Source organism: Sulfuricurvum sp. IAE1, assembly GCF_004347735.1.
Taxonomy (GTDB): Bacteria; Campylobacterota; Campylobacteria; order Campylobacterales; family Sulfurimonadaceae; genus Sulfuricurvum.
The window spans coordinates 1-18,586 of record NZ_SLTI01000007.1 but is presented as its reverse complement, the minus strand read 5'-3'; the positions used below and the strand labels follow the sequence as shown (position 1 = coordinate 18,586).

21 protein-coding genes are annotated in these 18,586 nt (G+C 53.7%); 12 read left to right on the top strand and 9 right to left on the bottom strand.

Features of this window, described 5'->3' with window-relative positions; genetic code table 11:
* Window positions 1-68: 68 nt before the first annotated feature.
* Complete coding sequence (locus E0765_RS00655; RefSeq protein WP_132811290.1) at window positions 69-398, bottom strand: hypothetical protein; 330 nt, start codon at window positions 396-398, stop codon at window positions 69-71.
* Window positions 398-1,582 carry a NifS family cysteine desulfurase gene (locus E0765_RS00650; protein WP_132811289.1) on the bottom strand — a complete coding sequence of 395 codons (1,185 nt, stop codon included), beginning with the start codon at window positions 1,580-1,582 and terminating at the stop codon, window positions 398-400. Before E0765_RS00650 ends, E0765_RS00655 begins: the two co-directional genes overlap by 1 nt.
* 104 nt (window positions 1,583-1,686) lie before the next feature.
* Between E0765_RS00650 and E0765_RS00645 the strand changes: the two genes are divergently transcribed.
* A complete protein-coding gene (locus E0765_RS00645) occupies window positions 1,687-2,328 on the top strand; it encodes a DUF4145 domain-containing protein (protein ID WP_255417803.1) in 642 nt (213 codons plus the stop codon).
* 15 nt (window positions 2,329-2,343) lie between these two features.
* On the opposite strand, the gene E0765_RS00640 is transcribed toward E0765_RS00645, so the two are convergent.
* Window positions 2,344-2,715 carry a DUF86 domain-containing protein gene (locus E0765_RS00640; protein WP_132811288.1) on the bottom strand — a complete coding sequence of 124 codons (372 nt, stop codon included), beginning with the start codon at window positions 2,713-2,715 and terminating at the stop codon, window positions 2,344-2,346.
* Window positions 2,708-2,998, bottom strand: a complete 291-nt coding sequence (locus tag E0765_RS00635) for a nucleotidyltransferase family protein (RefSeq protein WP_132811287.1) — start codon at window positions 2,996-2,998, stop codon at window positions 2,708-2,710. The genes E0765_RS00640 and E0765_RS00635 overlap by 8 nt, the downstream gene beginning before the upstream one ends.
* 157 nt (window positions 2,999-3,155) lie before the next feature.
* Between E0765_RS00635 and E0765_RS00630 the strand changes: the two genes are divergently transcribed.
* Window positions 3,156-5,417 (top strand): glutamine--tRNA ligase/YqeY domain fusion protein, encoded by a 2,262-nt coding sequence (locus E0765_RS00630; protein WP_132811286.1) that lies wholly within the window; start codon window positions 3,156-3,158, stop codon window positions 5,415-5,417.
* A 12-nt stretch (window positions 5,418-5,429) separates the two neighbouring features.
* Here E0765_RS00630 and clpX read toward each other — a convergent pair whose 3' ends face one another.
* From clpX to E0765_RS00605, 5 genes are all read right to left on the bottom strand, one after another.
* Entirely contained in the window at window positions 5,430-6,650 is a 1,221-nt protein-coding gene (gene clpX, locus E0765_RS00625) for an ATP-dependent Clp protease ATP-binding subunit ClpX (RefSeq protein ID WP_132811285.1), read from the bottom strand.
* On the bottom strand, window positions 6,650-7,246 hold the full coding sequence (locus tag E0765_RS00620) for an ATP-dependent Clp protease proteolytic subunit (protein WP_132811284.1): 597 nt from the start codon (window positions 7,244-7,246) through the stop codon (window positions 6,650-6,652). The genes clpX and E0765_RS00620 overlap by 1 nt, the downstream gene beginning before the upstream one ends.
* Window positions 7,247-7,349: 103 nt before the next feature.
* On the bottom strand, window positions 7,350-8,180 hold the full coding sequence (locus E0765_RS00615; protein ID WP_132811283.1) for an SIR2 family protein: 831 nt from the start codon (window positions 8,178-8,180) through the stop codon (window positions 7,350-7,352).
* Entirely contained in the window at window positions 8,177-8,695 is a 519-nt protein-coding gene (locus E0765_RS00610; RefSeq protein ID WP_132811282.1) for a hypothetical protein, read from the bottom strand. Before E0765_RS00610 ends, E0765_RS00615 begins: the two co-directional genes overlap by 4 nt.
* Window positions 8,696-8,750: 55 nt before the next feature.
* Complete coding sequence (locus E0765_RS00605; RefSeq protein ID WP_132811281.1) at window positions 8,751-9,197, bottom strand: hypothetical protein; 447 nt, start codon at window positions 9,195-9,197, stop codon at window positions 8,751-8,753.
* Window positions 9,198-9,407: 210 nt separating this feature from the next.
* Here E0765_RS00605 and nifB point away from each other — a divergent pair, with 210 nt between their 5' ends.
* From nifB to nifK, 10 genes are all read left to right on the top strand, one after another.
* Window positions 9,408-10,823, top strand: coding sequence for a nitrogenase cofactor biosynthesis protein NifB (gene nifB / locus E0765_RS00600; RefSeq protein WP_132811280.1), 1,416 nt, complete (start codon window positions 9,408-9,410; stop codon window positions 10,821-10,823).
* A gap of 127 nt (window positions 10,824-10,950) precedes the next feature.
* Complete coding sequence (locus tag E0765_RS00595) at window positions 10,951-12,066, top strand: homocitrate synthase (RefSeq protein WP_132811279.1); 1,116 nt, start codon at window positions 10,951-10,953, stop codon at window positions 12,064-12,066.
* Window positions 12,057-12,884, top strand: coding sequence for a GNAT family N-acetyltransferase (locus tag E0765_RS00590; RefSeq protein WP_132811278.1), 828 nt, complete (start codon window positions 12,057-12,059; stop codon window positions 12,882-12,884). The genes E0765_RS00595 and E0765_RS00590 overlap by 10 nt, the downstream gene beginning before the upstream one ends.
* A gap of 43 nt (window positions 12,885-12,927) precedes the next feature.
* Window positions 12,928-13,119, top strand: coding sequence for a CCE_0567 family metalloprotein (locus tag E0765_RS00585; RefSeq protein WP_132811277.1), 192 nt, complete (start codon window positions 12,928-12,930; stop codon window positions 13,117-13,119).
* Between the two features lie 10 nt (window positions 13,120-13,129).
* Window positions 13,130-13,408: a hypothetical protein gene (locus E0765_RS00580; protein WP_132811276.1), complete on the top strand. Its 279-nt coding sequence runs from the start codon at window positions 13,130-13,132 to the stop codon at window positions 13,406-13,408.
* Entirely contained in the window at window positions 13,405-13,845 is a 441-nt protein-coding gene (locus tag E0765_RS00575) for a GNAT family N-acetyltransferase (protein WP_132811275.1), read from the top strand. The genes E0765_RS00580 and E0765_RS00575 overlap by 4 nt, the downstream gene beginning before the upstream one ends.
* A gap of 197 nt (window positions 13,846-14,042) precedes the next feature.
* On the top strand, window positions 14,043-14,957 hold the full coding sequence (nifH, locus tag E0765_RS00570; RefSeq protein WP_223175659.1) for a nitrogenase iron protein: 915 nt from the start codon (window positions 14,043-14,045) through the stop codon (window positions 14,955-14,957).
* A gap of 179 nt (window positions 14,958-15,136) precedes the next feature.
* On the top strand, window positions 15,137-15,496 hold the full coding sequence (locus E0765_RS00565) for a hypothetical protein (protein WP_132811274.1): 360 nt from the start codon (window positions 15,137-15,139) through the stop codon (window positions 15,494-15,496).
* 11 nt (window positions 15,497-15,507) lie between these two features.
* The gene (nifD, locus tag E0765_RS00560; RefSeq protein ID WP_132811273.1) at window positions 15,508-16,974 is read left to right on the top strand and encodes a nitrogenase molybdenum-iron protein alpha chain; all 1,467 of its coding nucleotides are present in this window, start codon (window positions 15,508-15,510) and stop codon (window positions 16,972-16,974) included.
* A 30-nt stretch (window positions 16,975-17,004) separates the two neighbouring features.
* Window positions 17,005-18,549, top strand: a complete 1,545-nt coding sequence (nifK, locus tag E0765_RS00555; protein ID WP_188109905.1) for a nitrogenase molybdenum-iron protein subunit beta — start codon at window positions 17,005-17,007, stop codon at window positions 18,547-18,549.
* The last annotated feature ends 37 nt before the right edge of the window (window positions 18,550-18,586 follow it).

Here is an 18,586-nt window from a genome sequence, read left to right as displayed (position 1 = left end):
CAGTTAGTTCATCAGTACTTTGATAAATCGGTGATGCGTTACGATCCGAATCACTCCGGAAAATGTTATCAGTTGGTGGGGGATTGCTTGAGAAGATAGAGTTGCCCGAAACAGTCGCAGAACCGTTTGCAGCCGCAGGGTACGAACATGTTTTTGCCCGTCGCGAGGGCGTAGCTGCCGAAATCGGTCCTGATCACTTCACAGCGGACTTCAAAAACGGTGAGGGTTCGGATGAGGCGCGCATCGAGAGGATCGAGCGTCGCGTGTTTTTCGCGCAACGTATGAACCCACAGCACGGGGGCGGGAAGATCGAGCGCCGAAAACGCCGAGGGGTCCCACTCCCGCAGGGCTCCCAGCGCCCCCAGCTCGGCGTCGGAAATATTGCGATAAGGGCGCATCAGCCCACTTCGTTCGTGTAGGCGTAGGTCGAGGAGATCGCGCGGAGCCGCTCCACCGCGCGGGTGAAGACGTCGATGGTGTAGTCGATCTCATCGCTCGTGGTGAAACGCGACAAACTCAGGCGGATCGCCGTGTGGGCGAGTTCGGGGTCTTCGCCGATGGCGCTCATGACGGGGTTGGCCTCGAGCGATTCGGAAGCGCACGCACTCCCCGTCGATGCGGCGATCCCGGCGCGGTTGAGATCCCACAGCATCGCCTCCCCCTCGATGCCGCGCACCGAGATGAGGATCGTGTTGGGGGTACGGCGTGCGCGGTCTCCGACGATGATCGTCTCGGGGATCAGGGCTAGAGCGTCTTCGAGACGGTCACGCAGGGCGCGCACGTCGCTGTTCATCTTCTCGATATGTCCTACCGATTGCTTCATCGCCAGACCCATTCCGATGATGTAAGCGACGTTGAGGGTTCCCGCACGCTTGCCCCCCATCTGCTCACCGCCGTGGAGGAGGTTGGGGAGTTCGCATCCTTTGCGCACGTACAGCCCGCCGATCCCTTTGGGACCATGGAATTTGTGCGCCGAAAACGTCAGATAATCGACGGGCGTTCTGGTGAGATCGACCGGGACTTTTCCGATCGCCTGCACCGCGTCGGTGTGGAACAAAATCCCTTTTTCTCTTGCGATAGCGGCGACCTCTTCGACCGGGAAGATCATCCCCGTTTCGTTGTTCGCCCACATCATACTTATGAGTACCGTTTTGTCGGTGATCGCCGCTGCCATCCGCTCGGCGCTGACGTAGCCGTTTTCATCCACATCGACGAACGTGATCTCCGCACCGTTATCTTCGAGGAAATGGAGCGTCTCTAAAACGGAAGGGTGCTCGACGGCGGTGGTGATGATATGGTTTTTGGACGGATCACGGAGGATATGTTTGAAATAGACCCCTTTGAGGACGGTGTTGTTGCTCTCGGTCGCACACGAGGTGATGAGGATGTCATCGGGATCGGGGGCGTTCAGCGCATCGTACATGTACCCCATCGCTTCGTTCAGGTAGGGGCGTACTTCCATCCCGTATTGGTGCAGGGAGTTCGGGTTGCCGTATAGCTCTTCGAAAAAGGGCTGCATTTTCATCTTGACGAGCGGGTCGAGTTTGGTGGTGGCGTTGTTGTCGAGGTAAACGCGTTTCATGGGTAGTCCTCATTTGTCGGAGATTATGAGGAGCGGATGCAAGATTTGTTCGAGAATTTAGATTTAAATTTTTTAAGTTGGAATAAAATAGAATACTAATTATTATGATCAAAGGTTTTGATATGTCAAAATTTGTTTCACCTGCATTTGAATTAAAAAGTTTTAATTGTCCACATTGCCATGCATACGCACATCAAAATTGGACAAGTGTCATTAATGGTTTTCATAATGTAGTCAGTAATTTACGAATTGTATATTGTGCACATTGTGGAAATTATTCCCTTTGGTTGAATAAAAAAATGATTTTTCCAGAATCTACTGGAATACAATCCCCAAATGCTGATTTAAATTCAGAAATTATTGAGGACTATTTAGAGGCTGCGAATATAGTTAATAAATCTCCAAGAGGTTCTGTTGCGTTATTGAGATTAGCTATTCAAAAACTTTGTAAACAGCTTGGAGAAGATGGAAAAAATATTAATGACAATATCGCGAGTTTAGTGAAAAAGGGTTTGCCTGTTACGATACAAAAAGCTTTAGATATAGTTCGAGTAGTAGGTAATGACGCAGTTCATCCTGGTCAAATTGACTTAAAGGACGACTCAGTAATAGCCAGCAAACTTTTTGAGCTTATTAATATAATCGCATATACTATGATTACACAGCCTAAAGAAATAGCTGCCTTATATGAAACTTTACCTGAAGATAAACGAGCTGGTATTGAAAGAAGAGACAATGTAACTTGAGAAAAAGGCGACAGTCTACTTATTGTCGTTAAGTATCTGCTCAATAGTCTCTTTTAACGTTTGAATATCGTTTTTGCATACATCAAAAACCGCTTCAGCGTTGAGATCGAAATAGTGATGGCTGATAATGTCGCGCATCCCTTTGACCGATTTCCAATCGACCGCAGGATAATTGGGCAGCAGTTTTTTATCGGTGATTTTATCGATATTTTTGAGACTCTCGCCGATAGCGATCAACTGCATACAGATCGCATCAAGTTTTTCATGACCCGCTTCATCTTCTAAAAAATCATCAGGAGATCGGATAGGCTCGAAGCGTTTGAGGATGCGTTCGGTTGCGCCCTGAATCTGGGAGAGAGTTTCGATCAGCAGAGCCTTTTCAGGCATAGATCGCTTCTTTTTGGATACGTTCTTTTAAGAACGTGTTCATGCTCTCACGGTAGCTGATGAGGTCGACATGGGTGTGCATCAGCTCTTCGAGATCGAGACGGATGCGGGAAAGTTTAAAAAGATTGGGCTGTTTCGTTTCGATCACGACATCGACGTCACTTTGTTCCGTCGCTTCATCGCGTGCAACCGAGCCGAATACGCCGATACGGACGATTCCAAACTCGTCGGCATGTTCTTGTTTGTACGATTCCAATACTTTGAGTACGTCTTGTCGTTTCATGTACTGATTATAACCTATCTGTAGGACATATTTCAATTTGATGAGTTTTTGACCATTACAGTATGGGATTCTGTCTCTGAATATCGTTATAATTGGACTTATTCGATAAAATACGACTTTTAAAGTACAGCATTACCATTGAGAAGGTTTTAGAGCAATGAATGAGAGCAAAGATTTTTTACGTGTCATCGTCGAAGAAGATTTAAAAGCACACAAATATAACGAAGTCGTGACACGCTTCCCCCCTGAGCCTAACGGCTTCCCCCACATCGGACACGCCAAATCGATCGCGATCAACTTCGGGATCGCGCGGGACTACAACGGTCATTGTAACCTGCGAATGGACGATACCAACCCCACGACCGAAGATACCCGCTACGTCGAAGCGCTCAAAGACGCCGTCGAATGGCTGGGATTCAAATGGGAGGGGAACGTCCGCTACACCTCCGATTATTTCCCGCAGATTTATGCGTACGCCGTCGAACTCGTCAAAATGGGCAAAGCCTACGTCGACAGCCTGAGCGAAGAGGAGATCCGAGAGTATCGCGGAACGGTCACCGAACCGGGTCGCCGCAGCGTCTATGCCGAGCGGAGCGTCGAAGAGAACCTCGACCTGCTGGAGCGGATGAAAAACGGCGAGTTCAAAGACGGTGAACACGTTTTGCGTGCCAAAATCGACATGAGCGCGGCGAACATGAAGATGCGCGATCCGCTCCTCTACCGCATCCGTCACGCCCACCACTACCGCACGGGCGATGCATGGCATATCTACCCGATGTACGATTTCGGTCACTGTCTCTCCGACTATATCGAGGGGGTTTCCCACTCGATCTGTACGCTGGAGTTTGAAAACAACCGTGACATCTATGACTGGGTGCTCGATACGCTGGGGCTGACATCACCGCGCCCGTATCAGCACGAGTTCGCGCGTCTGGGGATTAACTACACCGTCATGAGCAAACGAAAGCTCCTCGAACTCGTCAACGAAGGCTACGTGAACGGCTGGGACGATCCTAGGATGCCGACGATCGCAGGGTTGCGCCGACGTGGATATACCCCTGAGTCGATCCTCAATTTCTGTCATCAGATCGGTATCGCCAAAGCCAACTCGATGGTCGATGTCGCACAGCTTGAATTCTGCATCCGTGACGATCTCAATACCAAAGTACCGCGCGTCATGTGTGTCCTCGACCCGCTTAAAATCACCATCGAGAACTATGAGGGCACCGAAGAGCTCGACGCCTCGTATTACCCCGAGGACGTCCCCAAAGAGGGGTCACGCAAACTGCCGTTTTCCCGTGAGATCTACATCGAGCGCGACGATTTTAGCGAGAACCCTCCCGCGGGATTTTACCGCCTGACACCCGAACAGCCGGTGCGCCTCAAACACGCCTATATTATTTCGTGCAAAGAGGTGATCAAAGACGCTGATGGCAACATCACCGAGATTATCGCAACGTACCATCCCGACTCCAAAAGCGGTTCGGACACGAGCGGTATCAAGGTAAAAAGTGCGATCCAATGGGTCGATGCACATAGTGCGAAAACGGTCGAGGTACGACTCTATGACCGTCTCTACGCCTGCGAAGCGCCCGAGGGGGTCGAAGACCTCAATCCTGACTCGCTGAAAATCATCAAAAACGCCCTCATCGAACCGGCCGTCATCACCGAAAAACCCGACGTGCGCTTCCAGTTCGAGCGTCAGGGGTATTTTTACGCCGATCCGGTCGACTACACCGACGAAGCGCCGGTATTCAACAAAATCGTAGGCTTAAAAGACTCGTGGAACAAAAAGGCCAAAGCGGATGAAACCCCGGCCAAACCTGAGCGCAAAGCGCCGGAGAAAAAGGTGCAGGTCGAGGGGGAAGTGGCCCCGATGAGCGAAGCGGAGCAGGCCCGATATAAAACCTATACGGAGACCATGAAACTGGGGAACGAAGTGGCCAACACCCTCGCACGGGATGAGAAACTCTCTGCATTCTTCGAAGCCTCACTCTCCGCGTACAACAGCCCTGTCACATTGGCTAATATTGTCTCCAACGAAGTGGCCCGTGAGCTCAAAGAAAAAGAGGCGAGTGAGCTGAAATTTACCCCCGCGCAGATCGCCGAACTGGTCAAAATGATCGATGAGGAGATCATCTCCAACAAAATCGCCAAACAGGTATTCGAAGAGATGGTTACAAGCGGCGAGAATCCCGCCCAGATCGTCGAAGCGCAGGGACTGGTGCAGATCAGCGACCCCGCGCTCATTTCGCCGATCATCGATGACGTGATGGCGAAAAACCCCGACAATGTCGAAAAGTACAGAGCGGGTAATACCAAACTGTTCGGATTCTTTGTCGGGCAGGTGCTCAAAGCGACCGGAGGAAAAGCCAACCCTCAGGTCGTCAACGACCTCGTAGCGCAGAAGCTGCAATAAACACTAGGAAGATCACGCTTCGGCGTGATCTTCTTGCTTATAAACGAAAATAGGCTCTTTGGTCGGATCGTCGATGACCGCGTCGGTGATCGTGACGCTTTGCAGATTCTTCTTGGACGGGCAGCTGTATTGCAACGGCAGCATTGCCTCCTCGATAATTCCCCGTAATCCGCGGGCTCCCACCCCTCTATCGATCGCTTTTTGTGCCACCGCTTCGAGCGCTTTTTTATCAAAATTCAGCTCGATGCCGTCCATGTCGAAAAACGCCTGGAACTGTTTGATGAGGGCGTTGTCGGGCTCGGTGAGGATCTGGATCATCTGATCTTTGGTGAGTTCAGTGAGCTGTGCTACGACGGGGATACGCCCGATGAACTCGGGGATCATCCCGTAGTGGACGAGCGCTTTGGCATCGATTTTTTTGGGCTTGGCAGCTTTGTCGCCAGAGCTTTTGGCGAATCCGACTTTGTTGGACTTTTTGGTATGGGTGTCGGGGACGAGGCCGACGAAGGCACCGCCGCAGACGAAGAGGACGTGCGAGGTGTTGAAGAGCACCGTCTCGGTGGTGGAGTTTTTGCGGCTCCCCTTGATGGGGACGTAGACTTCGGCACCCTCGAGGATTTTGAGCAATCCCTGCTGAACCCCTTCACCCGATACGTCGCGCCCCATCGTGGAACTCTCCCCTTTACGGGCGATTTTGTCGATCTCGTCGATGTAGACGATACCGCGCTGTGCGAGGTCGATGTCGTAGTTCGCCGCGGCGAGGAGGCGGCTGAGGATGCTCTCGACGTCTTCGCCGACGTATCCCGCTTCGGTCAGTGCGGTCGCGTCGGCGACGGCGAAGGGGACCTGCATGATCTTGGAGAGCGATTTGGCCAGCAGCGTTTTACCGCTTCCCGTCGGGCCGACGAGCATGATGTTGCTTTTTTCGAGCTCCACGTTGTTGTAGATGGGGTTTTCGATCCGTTTGTAGTGGTTGTAGAGGGCGACGGCGAGGACTTTTTTCGCCTCTTCCTGCCCGATGATGTATTTGTCGAGGAATTCGACGATTTTCTCGGGGACGGGGAGCTGCTGCTGCATCGCCGAGCGCTGCTCGTAGCGCACCTCTTTTTGGAGCACCCCCGCGCAGGTGGAGACGCACTCGTTGCAGATGTGGGTCGTCTCCGAGGAGAACATTTTTTTCACTTCGCTCTGTTTACGACCGCAAAACGAGCAGGTTTTTTCCGTGGCACTCATCAGACATCCTTTGCGCTGAATTTGGTGATGATCTCGTCCGCAAGACCGAATTTAATCGCCTGTGAGGCTTCCATGTAATTGTCACGGTCGGACTCTTTTTCAATCACTTTGGTACTTTGCCCCGTCGCTTCGGAGAGGATGACATACAATCGGCGCTTGAGGTTCAGGATATGTTTCGTATGGATCTCGATGTCGCTCGCCTGACCCGAATAGCCCCCCAGCGGCTGATGGATCATCACTTCGGCATTGGGAAGCATGTAACGGTGACCTTTTTCTCCGCAGGTAAAGAGTACCGCCGCCATCGAGGCTACCAGCCCCATCGCGTAGGTGTGGACGGGGGCGTTGATAAGGTTCATCGTGTCCAAAATCGCCAGCCCCGCCATCACCGATCCGCCGGGGGAACTGATATACATGTGGATCGGCTCCTCCGAATCCATAGCCTCCAGATAAAGAAGCTGGGAGACGATGACCCCCATCATGTGGTCGTCGATCGCTTCGGTGATAACGATGACACGATCGCCGAGGAGTTTGGAGAAGAGGTCGAAATAGCGCTCACCGCGCGGGGAAACATCTTTGACGGTCGGAATGTACGGCATAATATTCTCCTTTTGCTATCTTGATTTTGAACGGATTGGGAGCAAAGCCCACCATCCTACGCTGGCCGCTATGGCACTGAAGCTACGTCCTGACGGACGAGAATTAGATAAACGCATGGATAAACTCCGGCAATGACATCGGGATCACTTCGAGGTTATGCTTGTCGATGAACTTCTGCTCTTTTTTCCCCAGTTCGCGGTCGGTGACGACGTAACCGCCTTCCAGATCGATCGTAAGCTCATTGGCGACCATCCGGTCGGTGTCACGGTCGAAATAGGTCCCCAAAAAAAGGTATTTTTTCGCTTTGCGGTAGGTTCTGAGCACTTTGGGGACGGCGTAGCCTCCCATCGCCTCTGTGAGCCAGTCGACGTAATCGGCATCGCTGATGACGAAGCTGGGGACGGGGAGGGGGGAACCCATCGGTTTGAAGAGGATCTTTTCGGCGCTCTCGAGCACCTCGTCGTCGACCTGAAAATATTTCTGGTTTTCGACGTCGTATTCGTAGATCTCATAGCGGTAATCGTTTCCCATAATGCGTGATTTGCCGATAATGAGACAGTGCGGCGTGTAGGCCAAAAGCTCCTGGAATTTCGTGTCGCGGTTGGTGTCGATGATGTAGCGCGGCGACATATCGGCAATCGCTTTGTGCAGCGGTGTCGGGTCGAAGGGCTTCGTGTAGATGTGGTTGATCAGCTGAACCATGTAGTCCACGCCGCGGCGTTGTTCGAGGTGCATCGCGGCGCGGGAATATTCGTACATGAGCCGGGGTGCCATCGCACGGCCCCCGTTCATCGCCAGAATCAGCGAATCGCTGTCATAGGGGAGGGCTTCGCCCTCTTTGGTTGTCGCCCCTTCAAAGACCCCAAGGCCGAAGTAGGGGATCGTGGTCTGGTTTCGGATCTCTTTTTTGATCGTCTCGATTTGGGTGTTCATCCGTGGCATCCTTTTCCGGTATAACAGTTTTGCGCGGCGGCGATTTTAATCAGCGCGTTTTCGACCGTGAAGGGGGCATTCAGGTCGCGGAGGATCTCGTCGTAAAAGAGCGCCCCGTCTTTTGAAATCACGAACAGCGCTTTGGCAAACTCTCCGCCCAGTTCCCCCGGCGAGAGACGGATCCCGTAGTAGTCCCCGAACGCTTCGTCCCTGTCGATCCCGAAACGCCATTCGGCGAGCTTCGGATCCACGTGACGGCTTGTGGCGACGACCAGCGTTTTGGTGATTCCCCCGAGTGCGTTGAGGGAGAGGAGGAGGTCGAGTTCGTGCAGCTGGGCGAGTAGCTCGTCGTCGATGAAAGGGGTCGTCACGATGAGCTGCGTAACCCCCTCCTGCCCGCCGATGCGAAACGTTTCGTCCGAACCGCCCGTGAGTTCGACCCTCTCTGAGGCGTAGCCGATGTCGAGCGGCATCTCTTCGAGCCGTACGCTGGACGTGTTATAGCGGATCTGCATGGGTGCCTCCGTGAATAGTGTTGTCAGAATCGATGCATTTTGCATTCTCGCGGCGTCAGACCTGATGGACGCAGCGCAGATAGCGGGTGATTTCGGTACCGATGATGAAATGTTCGATCGCTTCGGAAGCAGTTTTGAGAAACGGGGGGATTTTGTGGATCTTGATCCCGACGTGTTTCATCGCATAGAGGGTGTTGAAACAGTAGTGTCCCGCAATGAGGACGTTGCATTTCCCGAGGGCCTGCAGGAGGATGTAGTGTTCGCTGATGTGCGAAGGGTTTTGCATCATCGCGCATTCGCATTCGCACGCTTTCATCCTGGGGTCGCTGATCATGTTGCCACCGTACCGTGCCCACGGATTCGGGCGGATTTCGAGGAGGCTGTAGCGCACTTCGTCGTGTTCGGCGAGGACTTCGTAGAGGGCGAACTGCGGGCTCGTGCAGGGGTTGTCGTGGCAGAGAGATCGGTAAATGTCCATCGGTACGGCGACGATCATCGGCATGCTCCTCCTTTTTTCATTCGGAAAGAGCGATGCAATTCTTATTCTGCGTTCGGAGATGTCGCGAGGAATGTCGAGGTGGGGACAAAAATGTCGGGATTGTCGTCATTGGGAGGGGGAAGGATCAAGAACGCCGTTTGCATCACACCTCTCAAGAATGATTGCGCGCCGGATGAGGCAAAGGATCATTGGATTTACATCAAGGAGAAACCTATGAGCTGTTCGTCAAGCCACAACGAAGCTTTTATGCCCGATGATATCAAGGAAAAGATCCACAGCCATCCGTGCTATTCGGAAGGGGCGCACCACCATTATGCTCGTATCCACGTCGCGGTCGCGCCGGCGTGCAACATCCAGTGCAACTACTGCAACCGTAAATACGACTGTTCCAACGAATCGCGCCCGGGGGTGACCTCGGAACGCCTGAGCCCCGAGGAAGCGGCTAAAAAAGTGATGTTTGTCGGGGGGGAAGTGCAGCGCATGAGCGTTCTGGGGATCGCGGGTCCGGGAGACGCGCTGGCCAATCCGGGAAAAACGTTCGAGACGTTCGCTCTTGTACGCAAATTTGCCCCCGACCTGAAACTCTGCCTTTCGACCAACGGGCTGGAACTGGCCGGCTACATCGACGAACTGGTGGAGTACAACATAGACCACGTCACCGTCACGATCAACAGCGTCGATGAGAGCGGGGAGATCGGAAGCCTGATCTATCCGTGGATTTTCCATAACAACAAACGCTATTACGGAAAAGAGGCGGCGAAGATCCTCCTCGAACGGCAGCTGGAAGGGATGCGGCTGTGTGCCGAAAAAGGGATTCTGATCAAGGCCAATTCGGTGCTGATCCCGGGAATCAACGACAAACATCTCCCTGAAGTTTCCAAGAAACTCAAAGAGATCGGCGTGTTCCTTCACAACATCATGCCGATCCTCTCGGAGCCGGAATTTGGAACCAAATTTGCCCTTGACGGTATACCCAGTGCGACCGACCAGCAGCAGATGGAGGTGCAGGAGGCGTGCGGCATGGACATGAAGCTGATGCAGCACTGCCGCCAGTGCCGTGCCGACGCGGTCGGACTCATCGGTGAAGACCGGGGAGCCGAGTTTACCAAAGACACGTTTGCGGGGCTCAGTTTCGACGAACTCCAGATCAAATACGATCTTGAAGCGCGCCAGGCGGCTCAGGCGAAGATCGAAGAGTTCCGATTCTTCCTCGATCAGGCGAACGAACGGGTCCGCAAAGAAAAGGCGGAGCTCAGTTCGGACGGTCATACGATTCTTGTCGCGGTAACGACGGCCGGCGAGGGGATGATCAACCAGCACTTCGGAAGCGTACGGGAATTTTTGATCTACGAAGCGGGGGACCGGGGGATCCGGTTTATCCATCACCGCAAGGTCGAGGCCGAATACTGCGCCGGGCCCGACGGCACCAATCCGCTGCAGCCGATCCTTGACCGTCTCAAGGACGTCAAGCTCATCCTCACCGCCAAAATCGGCGGCTGTCCGCAAAATGACCTCGCAGCTGCGGGGATCGTCGCGGATCAGAGCTACGCGTACCAGCCGATCGAAGCCTCCGTGCTCAAAGCGGCGCGTAAATATTTCAACCTCCCCGAGGAAATGGAAGTAAATTAACCATGAAACAGAGGTTAATGGTGAGTTTTCAAGCGCGGTTTATCTGCGCGTGGGCTTTCTGCCGAAGAAAACACAGCGTTAGCGTAGTCCGATGGGCTTTGCCCATTGGACGTGTAAGGGAGCCAGAATGGCGATAATAAATGACACCACATTGCGCGACGGGGAGCAGGCTCCCTATGTCGCGTTCAATACGGAAGAAAAACTCCGTATCGCGACGCTGCTCGATGCGTGCGGTGCGGATGAACTCGAAATCGGTATTGCGGCGATGGGTGAGCGCGAGCGCGACGACATCAAAGAGCTTTTGGCCCTCGGTCTCGGGGCGCGGATGATGACGTGGAACCGGATGAAGATGGAAGATCTGGACGCTTCGCTCTCCTGCGGCGTCCGTGCCGTCGATCTCTCCGTTCCCATCTCCGATCTGCTGATCGGGGTGAAATTCGGCGGTGACAAAAACGCGATGTTTCGAGAGATGGAAAACGTGCTTACCGCCGCAAAGCGGGAGGGGCTTTTCGTCTGTATCGGCGGCGAAGACAGTTCGCGCGGTGATATCGGATTTATCCGCGAGGTGATGGAGTTGGGACGCGCGTGCGGGGCGGACCGTTTCCGTTACTGCGATACGGTCGGGATCATGACCCCCACGCAGACCTACGGCACGATCAAAACCCTCTGCGGCTACGATCTGCTGGCGATCGAAATGCATACCCACAACGACTTCGGCCTGGCCAACGCCAACGCCCTCAGCGGGATCGATGCGGGGGCGGTATCGATGAATACGACGGTGATCGGGCTGGGCGAGAGGGCGGGGAACGCGTCGTTCGAACAGGTGCTGATGGCGTTGCGGCATCTGTACGGCGAAGCACGCTCCATCGACCCCGTGAAGATCAAAGAGCTGGTCTCGACGGTTGCCTCGGCGGCGAATATGCCGCTTCTTCCGAACGCCCCGGTGGTGGGGGAACGGCTTTTTTCACACGAGAGCGGCATCCATGCGGACGGGATGATGAAAGATTCGCACGCGTACGAACCCTACGAAGCCGAAGAGGTGGGGTGCGTCCGCGAGTTCCCGATCGGCAAGCACTCGGGAAGCGCGACGATCCGCTATCATCTGGAGCGGATGGGAATCATTCCCGACACGACGATCCTCTCGGCGCTCCTGCCGAAAATCAGAGAGATCGTCACCGCGCGCAAGCGGGTGCTCGAATCGTACGAACTCAGATCCCTTTATCAGGAAGCGGTATGTTTATAGGATGGCTCAAATACGCCGACGTCGCGGAGCTGGCAAAAATCGCCGGAGAATCGGGGGTGCTGCTGGACGGATACCACATCAAGCTCATGATGATGCATGCGCCCCACCTGTGCTACGGTGCCTACGAAGAAGGATCACTCGTCGGTGCGGCGGTCGGCGTCGTGTACGAGAAGAGCGCCTCGGTGAAATATTTCATGGTCCGCCCTTCGCATCAGAATCTGGGGATCGGGCGGCGGCTTTTCGAGACGCTGCTGGGTGCGCTCCAAAACGAAGCGCCCTGCCTCTCGCTGCGTTCGACAGCGCAAATGCGCCCCTTTTTCGAAGGATACGGATTCGCTACGACTGCCGAAGTGGGGCGTTATCTCAACGTCGGTAAAGTTCCGCCGTTTAGTTTTACGAACGCGCAGGCCAAAGAACTTGACGGCGGCAATTTCGATGCCGTATTGCGGCGGCTCGATTACGAGACGTACGGCGAGGACCGCAGTGCGCTGCTCTTTGACGAGATGGAGCGGAACAGTTCGCTTAAATTCGCGCTTCCCAATTCGTTTCAGCACTCCAGCGTCATCAATGCGCGCGGCGTCTATCTTGGGCCGTGGGAATGCCGCGAAGGGTTTGAAGAGGAAGCGGAGAAAATGATGCGCGGGGTTTTGTATTTCCGCGGGCTGAAAAAAGTGATCGCCGACGTCCCACTGCAAAACCGTGCCGCGACCGACCTGTACGAACGCTACCACTTCCAGCGTAAAGAGACGTTCTATCACATGACCCGCGGTGCGGGTGAAACGGTCAAATTCGGCAATATCTACGCGTTTTCGCTCTGATTTGAACGGAAAATGCATTCAATCTCTCAAACAAGGAGTCATCATGTCTGAAGAAATCGATCCCAAAAAAGAGCTCGCCAAGCTCAAACGCCTCGCAACCGACGTCGCATCCCAGATACACGACATAGTCGAAGACACCCTCTGGAGCGATTACGTCAAAATGCCCGATCTTGCGGCACAGCTCTATGACGCGGTGAAAGCGGCCAACGACTATAAAAAGGCCCACTCCCTCTAAGGGGGTTTTTATGGCGACGAAAGAAGAAGTCCTCGCCCTGGAGATCTGCGAATGCGGCGGTAAAACCGTCGCCGAAGCGATCGTGATATTCCAGGAGACCGATCTGCCGTACAAAAAAGCGAAAAAACTCGTCACGGAGTGTGACAAGAGCTGCTGCCGAGCAGCCCTTCTCAGACTGTTTGATATGAGCTATTTCGGGACGTTCGATTACGACGAGATCGAGCGGTTGATTCAGCTGCGCCATGATAAACTCGCGGAAATTCTCGAGAGGATGAAAACGGGCCGATGATAATACGCCGCGCGAGCATGGACGATGTCGAAACGATGACGTCGCTTCTGTGCGAGCTCTTCGCTCTCGAAGACGATTTTACGATCGACGTCGCGGCGCACCGCGGTGGGCTTGAACTGCTCCTCGACACAGCCGAAACAACGGTGCTGGTCGCCGAGGTCGATGACGCGATCGTCGCAATGGCAACGATGCAGCCGCTCATTTCGACCGCCGTCGGCGGGAAGGTGGGGCTGATCGAAGACGTCATTGTCACCGGTTCCTGCCGTGGTCGCGGGATCGGCAGAGCGCTGATCGAAGAACTTATCGCCGAGTCAGAATGCAGAGGCTACCGCCGCATCGCGCTTGCGGCCGACCGCCGCAATAGCCGCGCAATCTCTTTTTACCGTCACTACGGTTTCGTCCCCGGCAACATGGGGATGCTGTACCGTCTCCCCTGAACCGTTTCCCTTCTTCTTTGATCGTTCAAGGCCCTTTATCCGTCGTCTTTCCGGCGAAAAACGGACTCCTGCAAAACCCGTTCCTACAAATTTGTCTTTAAAGCGGCATTTTGTCGCGTCATTTTAAAAAATGTCGCAAAAAACCGTAGAACACCCCTTGCAATAACTACAGCGAAGTTCAACACAAGGGGTTTAAGATGGCTGGAAGCGAAAGCTTGCGTCAAATCGCATTCTACGGAAAAGGCGGGATCGGTAAATCTACCACTTCCCAAAACACATTGGCCGCTATGGCACATTACTTCGGTAAAAACATTATGATCGTCGGTTGTGACCCGAAAGCGGACTCAACCCGTTTGATTCTCCATGAGAAAGCGCAGAACACCATTCTTCAGCTTGCTGCGGACAACGGAACCATCGAGGACGTCGAGATGGAAGAAGCGCGCCTTTGGGGTAAAGGTCTTTTCGCTCCGGAAACTCCGGGCGGTTGGATCAACTGCACCGAGTCGGGCGGACCTGAGCCGGGAGTAGGTTGTGCGGGTCGCGGGGTTATCACGGCGATCAACTTCCTCGAAGAAGAGGGTGCCTATGATGAAGACGGTCTTGATTTCGTCTCTTACGACGTTCTCGGGGACGTTGTTTGCGGCGGATTTGCAATGCCGATCCGTGAAGGTAAAGCTCAGGAAATCTACATCGTAATGTCGGGTGAAATGATGGCGATGTACGCGGCGAACAACATCTCTAAAGGGATCTTGAAATACGCGAACACCGGTGGAGTACGCCTTGCGGGTCTTATCTGTAACGCCCGTATGACGGACCGTGAGTACGATCTGGCTCTCGAGCTTGCAACCCGTATCGGAACGCAGCTGATCCACTTCGTACCGCGTAACAACATCGTTCAACACGCGGAACTGCGCCGTATGACGGTTGTCGAGTACAGCCCAAGTTCAGACCAGGCGAAAGAGTACAAAGAACTCGCCCGTAAAATCGTCTACAACGACATGAAAATCATCCCGACTCCGGTCAGCATGGATGAGCTCGAAGACCTTCTCCTCGAATTCGGTCTTGAAGAAGAAGTTGACGAATCGATCGTCGGTAAAGCGGCAGAGGCGTAATTAACGCTTCTCCCACAATCCAAGCGCAACACCTGATGGCTTGCCGAAGGTGTAACGCACGGCGTGCCGTGCTGAGCCTGCTGCTGAAGCAAACTCAGCGTTAGCGTAGTGGCGGGGGCTTCGCTCCCGCTACGTATAACATCTTAAATGAAAAGAAAACAACAGACAAAGGAGACAAGATGTTTATTTTAGGTTTTCACTTCCCAGCGGATATGGGAAACAAAATTCCGGACGAAAAAGTGGTTGAAAAACTGAAAGACGTCGACACCAGCAGTGTCAACGAGATCAAATTGCTGATGGGGACCAAAGAGAAAGACAAACAGTGGCTCAGCTACACGAACAAAAACACGTTCCTGTTCAAAGCCCTGGTTCACTACTTCAAAGAAGAGAACCCCAACAACGAGCAGAAGTACATGATCTACATGAACCGCTACCAGATGTCGGAAATCTCCAAACGCCTCGATGCGGGCGACGATGAGACGATGGCACTGTGCAAAAACCTCGATTCGATGGAACAATTCCGTATCGAAGTGGCCTGAGGAGGTGTACCATGGGTCCAGAAACATTAGAAGCCAGACAAAAAGCCGCCGTTGAGGAGATCCTCAAAGCGTATCCCGAAAAAGCGGCCAAAAACCGTGAAAAACACCTCGGTGTCGGCTCTCCCAACGACGAGAGCCAAAAAACGTGCGGCGACGTCCGCTCGAACAAAAAAACCGTTCCGGGCGTCATGAGCCAGCGCGGTTGTGCCTATGCGGGGTCCAAAGGGGTCGTATGGGGTCCGGTCAAAGACATGATCCACATCAGCCACGGTCCCATCGGATGCGGTCAGTACAGCCGTGCGGGTCGTCGTAACTACTACATCGGTGTAACCGGTGTCGACACGTTCGTTACGATGAACTTCAGCTCCGATTTCCAGGAAAACAGCATCGTTTTCGGCGGAGATAAAAAACTGGCCAAATGTATCGACGAGATCGAAGAGTTGTTTCCTCTCAACAACGGTATTACCGTCCAGTCGGAGTGTCCGATCGGTCTGATCGGGGACGATATCAACGCGGTGGCGAAAGTCAAAGCGGCCGAGCTTGGAAAAACGATCGTTCCGGTCAACTGTGAAGGTTTCCGCGGGGTGTCTCAATCACTCGGTCACCACATCGCCAACGACACGGTTCGTGACTACGTTTTCGATGCCGACGTCAACCTCGATACCACCGATGTGGAAGCGACTCCCTACGACGTCGCGATCATCGGAGACTACAACATCGGCGGTGACGCATGGTCGAGCCGTATCCTCCTCGAGGAGATGGGTCTTCGCGTCGTTGCGCAATGGTCGGGTGACGCCACGCTCAAAGAGATGGCCCTGACGCCGAAAGTGAAATTGAACCTGCTGCACTGCTACCGTTCAATGAACTACATCAGCCGTCACATGGAAAAAGAGTACGGGATCCCCTGGGTCGAGTACAACTTCTTCGGACCGACACAGACGATCAAATCGCTTCGCAAAATCGCTTCGTTCTTCGACGAGTCGATCCAGAAAAAATGCGAAGAAGTGATCGCAAAATACCAGCCGATGATCGATGCGGTCATCGCGAAGTATAAACCGCGTCTGGAAGGGAAACAGGTCATGCTGTTCGTCGGCGGTCTCCGTCCGCGCCACGTTATCGGTGCGTATGAGGATCTGGGTATGGAAGTCATCGGTACGGGGTACGAGTTTGCCCACGACGACGATTACAAACGTACCAAAGAAGAGATTTTCCGCTCGACGGTCATCTACGACGACGTCAACGAGTACGAGCTCGAGGCATTCGTCAAGAAACTTCAGCCTGACCTCGTCGCTTCGGGGATCAAAGAGAAGTACGTATTCCAGAAAATGGGTCTGCCGTATCGTCAGATGCACTCATGGGATTACAGCGGACCCTACCACGGTTACGACGGGTTCGCCATTTTCGCCCAGGATATGGATCTTGCGATCAACTCTCCGGTATGGGCACATTCCAAAGCACCATGGGAGCAAGAGGGTTGATCCCTCTTCGCCTGATATAAGGAGTTTATCATGCAAAACGTAGACAAAATCGTCAACGGGAAAGACCTGTTCCTAAAACCTGAATACCAGGAAGTCCTGGCGAACAAAAAACAGTTCGAGTCGTCTATGCTCGCGATCAATCCGGCCAAAGTGGACGAGATCGCCGAATGGACCAAAACGTGGGATTACCGCGAAAAAAACCTCGCCCGCGAAGCGATTACGATCAATCCCGCAAAGGCGTGTCAGCCTCTGGGTGCGGTTATGGTTGCGCTCGGGTTCGAGGGGACGATGCCTTACGTTCACGGAAGCCACGGATGTGTCGCCTATTTCCGTTCGTACTTTACCCGTCACTTCAAAGAGCCGACACCGTGCGTATCGGATTCGATGACGGAAGACGCGGCGGTATTCGGCGGTCTGGTCAACATGAAAGAGGGGCTCAAAAACTGTGCCGCCATCTATAAACCCAAAATGATCGCCGTTTCGACCACATGTATGGCCGAAGTCATCGGGGATGACCTGGGCGCGTTCATCACGGGTGCAAAAGAAGAGGACGGCGGCGAGTTTCTCCCTGCCGATTATCCGGTTCCTTTCGCCCACACGCCTTCATTCGTCGGAAGCCACATCACGGGTTACGACAACATGATGCACGGGATCATGAGCCAGCTGACCGAAGGTCAAAAAGGGGAGACAAAAGAGCGTATCAACATCATCCCCGGTTTTGAAACCTATATCGGAAGCCTCCGCTCGGTGAAAAGCATCGTCGAAGCGTTCGGCACCGATTACATCATGCTTGGCGACCACTCGGATCAGTGGGACATGCCTGCGGGCAAATATGAAATGTTCCAGGGCGGAACGAAGCTCGAGGACGCCAAAGACTGCATAAACTCGAAAGCGACGATCAGTCTCCAGAAATACGCTACCGCCAAAACCATGAAAATGGTTCAGAAACGGTGGAAACACGAGGGGGGATTCAGCAACCCGATCGGTCTTAAAGGTACTGACGAGTTCGTCATGAAACTCGCCGAACTGACCGGCACCGACGTTCCTGAAAAGCTCAAAATCGAGCGCGGACGCCTCGTCGATGCGATGCAGGATTCCTATCCGTACATGCACGGCAAAAAATTTGCGATCTGGGGCGATCCCGACTTCCTTCTGGGTGTCGTGTCGTTCCTCCTCGAGATGGGTGCGGAACCGACGCACGTGTTGTGTCACAACGCCCCCAACGGCTGGGAAGAAGAGATGAGAGCGCTGCTCGATACTTCTCCGGCCAAAGATTCGCTCCACGTATGGGCCGGAAAAGACCTCTGGCACATGCGCAGCTTCCTCTTCACCGAGCCGGTCGATTTCATGATCGGAAACAGCTACGGGAAAGAGCTGATGCGCGATACGGGTACACCGCTGATTTACGTCGGGTTCCCGATTTTCGACCGCCACCATCTCCACCGCTACAGCATCAGCGGTTACGACGGGGCGCTCAACCTTCTCACCTGGATCACGAACAAAGTTCTCGATCAGCTGGACGAAGAGACCAAAAACATCGCTTCGACCGACTACTTCTTCGATATCGTCCGCTAAGGACGTCCTGCCCTCCTGCGGGCAGACCCTTCATTGG

Coding starts and splice junctions, on each gene's coding strand:
- E0765_RS00645 (WP_255417803.1), top strand. CDS start 1,687: ATGATCAAAGGTTTTGATATGTCAAAATTTGTTTCACCTGCATTTGAA.
- E0765_RS00630 (WP_132811286.1), top strand. CDS start 3,156: ATGAATGAGAGCAAAGATTTTTTACGTGTCATCGTCGAAGAAGATTTA.
- E0765_RS00655 (WP_132811290.1), bottom strand. CDS start 398: ATGCGCCCTTATCGCAATATTTCCGACGCCGAGCTGGGGGCGCTGGGA.
- E0765_RS00575 (WP_132811275.1), top strand. CDS start 13,405: ATGATAATACGCCGCGCGAGCATGGACGATGTCGAAACGATGACGTCG.
- E0765_RS00640 (WP_132811288.1), bottom strand. CDS start 2,715: ATGCCTGAAAAGGCTCTGCTGATCGAAACTCTCTCCCAGATTCAGGGC.
- nifD (WP_132811273.1), top strand. CDS start 15,508: ATGGGTCCAGAAACATTAGAAGCCAGACAAAAAGCCGCCGTTGAGGAG.
- E0765_RS00565 (WP_132811274.1), top strand. CDS start 15,137: ATGTTTATTTTAGGTTTTCACTTCCCAGCGGATATGGGAAACAAAATT.
- E0765_RS00595 (WP_132811279.1), top strand. CDS start 10,951: ATGGCGATAATAAATGACACCACATTGCGCGACGGGGAGCAGGCTCCC.
- E0765_RS00620 (WP_132811284.1), bottom strand. CDS start 7,246: ATGCCGTACATTCCGACCGTCAAAGATGTTTCCCCGCGCGGTGAGCGC.
- nifH (WP_223175659.1), top strand. CDS start 14,043: ATGGCTGGAAGCGAAAGCTTGCGTCAAATCGCATTCTACGGAAAAGGC.
- E0765_RS00615 (WP_132811283.1), bottom strand. CDS start 8,180: ATGAACACCCAAATCGAGACGATCAAAAAAGAGATCCGAAACCAGACC.
- E0765_RS00610 (WP_132811282.1), bottom strand. CDS start 8,695: ATGCAGATCCGCTATAACACGTCCAGCGTACGGCTCGAAGAGATGCCG.
- E0765_RS00590 (WP_132811278.1), top strand. CDS start 12,057: ATGTTTATAGGATGGCTCAAATACGCCGACGTCGCGGAGCTGGCAAAA.
- E0765_RS00580 (WP_132811276.1), top strand. CDS start 13,130: ATGGCGACGAAAGAAGAAGTCCTCGCCCTGGAGATCTGCGAATGCGGC.
- clpX (WP_132811285.1), bottom strand. CDS start 6,650: ATGAGTGCCACGGAAAAAACCTGCTCGTTTTGCGGTCGTAAACAGAGC.
- E0765_RS00635 (WP_132811287.1), bottom strand. CDS start 2,998: ATGAAACGACAAGACGTACTCAAAGTATTGGAATCGTACAAACAAGAA.
- nifK (WP_188109905.1), top strand. CDS start 17,005: ATGCAAAACGTAGACAAAATCGTCAACGGGAAAGACCTGTTCCTAAAA.
- E0765_RS00650 (WP_132811289.1), bottom strand. CDS start 1,582: ATGAAACGCGTTTACCTCGACAACAACGCCACCACCAAACTCGACCCG.
- E0765_RS00585 (WP_132811277.1), top strand. CDS start 12,928: ATGTCTGAAGAAATCGATCCCAAAAAAGAGCTCGCCAAGCTCAAACGC.
- nifB (WP_132811280.1), top strand. CDS start 9,408: ATGAGCTGTTCGTCAAGCCACAACGAAGCTTTTATGCCCGATGATATC.
- E0765_RS00605 (WP_132811281.1), bottom strand. CDS start 9,197: ATGCCGATGATCGTCGCCGTACCGATGGACATTTACCGATCTCTCTGC.